Genomic DNA, 2,197 nt, shown 5'->3' with positions numbered 1-2,197 from the left:
GGTGGAGAAGGTGCCGGGACGGCGGTCTTCTCGTGACGCGCGCCCGTTTCGGCGGCTGAAGCCGCAATGAGAGAAACCTGTCAACGAGCCCAGGATATTTCCCGTATATGGGGTGCCCGCCATCCAATTGGGACAGGCCCGAAGGCTCGCGCCTTGAGCTGTCAACAATATTGCTGATAGCTCTCTCATCCAGCGCGCGCGTGTTCTGGACGCCGCCGCCCGCAGAGTCGGCGCACCGTCCCCCACCCTTTTCTTCAGGGAGTGTTCGTGAGCAAAGAGAGAACAAGTCGGGCTCGTAACCGACGGACTTGGCGGGGCATAGCCGGCGTGGCCGCCGGTGTGGTCCTCGTCGGGGGCGGATTCGTGGCGGCCAACGCCGCGACGACCACGGGCGCCGCGAGGAAGGCCGGTGTCCACTACCCGGTCGACAAGAAGGCCAACGGCGTCGCGGCCGTGGTCAGCGCCGCCAACGCGTTCCTGAACACGCTGGACTCCGACCAGCAGGCGGCGACGGTCCTGGACTACTCCCAGGCGAACGCGACCGCGTGGTCGAACCTGCCGTGCGGGTCGTCCTGCCGGGTCGGCATCCAGACGGGCTCGCTGAGCGACGACCAGCTGGCCGCCCTGAAGAACGTGCTGAAGGTGGCCCTGGGGACCGGCAAGGGCACCGGCTACGAGCACGTCCTTGAGACCCTCCTGGCCGACGACCAGCTGGCCTCGGCGGAGAGCTCCGGCTCCGGACCCGCCGCGCCGACGGACAGCGCGTCGAGCGAGGCCTCGGCCGACCCCTCCGCCTCGGCCGACCCCTCCGCCTCGGCGGACCCGAGCGCCACGGCCACCGACGCCCCCACGGGCACCCCACCGTCCGGCGACCCCGGCGGCGGCGCAGGCGGCGGCGCAGGGTACGGCAGCGACATCTACCTCATGGCCTTCCTGGGCACCCCGTCGGTCGACGGCACCTGGCAGCTGCAGTTCGGCGGCCACCACCTCGCCGTGAACGTCACCTACAAGGACGGCAAGGTGGCCGGCGCCAGCCCGTTCTTCACCGGCGTGGAGCCCACCAGCTGGACCGCGGACGACGGCACCACGTACGAGCCGATGGCGAAGTTCCGCAACGGCATACTCGCCCTGACCGGCAGCCTGAGCACGGAGCAGCTGGCCAAGGCCAAGCTGTCCGAGTCCTTCAACGACGTGCTGCTCGGCCCGGGCGAGGACGGTCAGTTCCCGGAGACCAAGGAGGGCATCAAGGCCAGCGAGCTGTCGCCCAAGCAGCAGAAGCTGGTCCTGGAGGCGATCCACCCCTGGGTCGCGGGCGTGGACGACGCCACCGCGAAGAAGCTCATGAAGACCTACGCGCGTGAGCTGAACGAGACCTACATCGGCTACTCCGGCGGCACGGGCCTGGATACCCAGGGAGACTACGTCCGCATCGACGGCCCCAGCGTGTGGATCGAGTTCGTCTGCCAGAACGGCTTCGTCTACCAGGACAAGGTCCACTACCACACCGTCTACCGGGACCACACCCGCGACTACGGCAACGAGTTCTCCTTCTCATGACCCGACCGCGAAACTGGCTGACCACAGCACTGCGTCTGGTGGCCGGGATCGCGATCGCGGTACCGGCGGCGCTCCTCCTCGGGGCGTCGCCGGCCGCCGCGCATCCGATGCCGCACTCGGTGGTGGAACTCGACGTGTACCAGGCCTCGGTGAGTGCTCGTCTGGAACTGCCGGCCGACGACTTCTCCCGGGCCAGCGGGATCGACCTGAGCGACACCACCCAGGCCACGCTGTCCGGAAAGGCCGAGGCCATCCGGACCTACCTCGGCAAGCACATCCACCCGACCAGCACCGGGGGCAAGGCCTGGCAGGTCAGCATCGGCGAACTGAGCCTCAGCAGCACCGAGCAGACCTCCACCGGCCCCTACCGTGAGCTGGTCGCCGAGGCCGTGCTCACCCCGCCGGCCGGCACCGACGTACGGCGCTTCACCTTCGACTACGACGTCATCGTCCACCAGGTCATCACGCACACCGCCCTGGTGACGGTCCGTCAGGACTGGGCCGCCGGGCAGATCGAAGACGAGGGCACCACCCAGGTCGGCACCATCCGGGTCGACACCCGGACCATGACCGTCCCGGCCCTGAAGGTCGACCTCGGCGAGGGCAGCGCCTGGCGCGGCTTCCTCGCCATGCTGAAGCT

1 protein-coding gene and 1 pseudogene are annotated in these 2,197 nt (G+C 69.0%); both read left to right on the top strand.

Going from position 1 to position 2,197, the window contains the following annotated elements:
* Positions 1–327: 327 nt before the first annotated feature.
* Positions 328–1,557 (top strand): DUF3500 domain-containing protein, encoded by a 1,230-nt coding sequence (locus ACWD3C_RS48400; protein WP_451155187.1) that lies wholly within the window; start codon positions 328–330, stop codon positions 1,555–1,557.
* A pseudogene (locus ACWD3C_RS48395) lies at positions 1,554–2,197 on the top strand (hypothetical protein); the annotation flags it as partial. The gene ACWD3C_RS48400 and the pseudogene ACWD3C_RS48395, both read left to right, overlap by 4 nt.

It is taken from the genome of Streptomyces sp. NPDC002845, from assembly GCF_053591955.1.
This window is presented reverse-complemented; position numbering and strand designations above follow the sequence as displayed.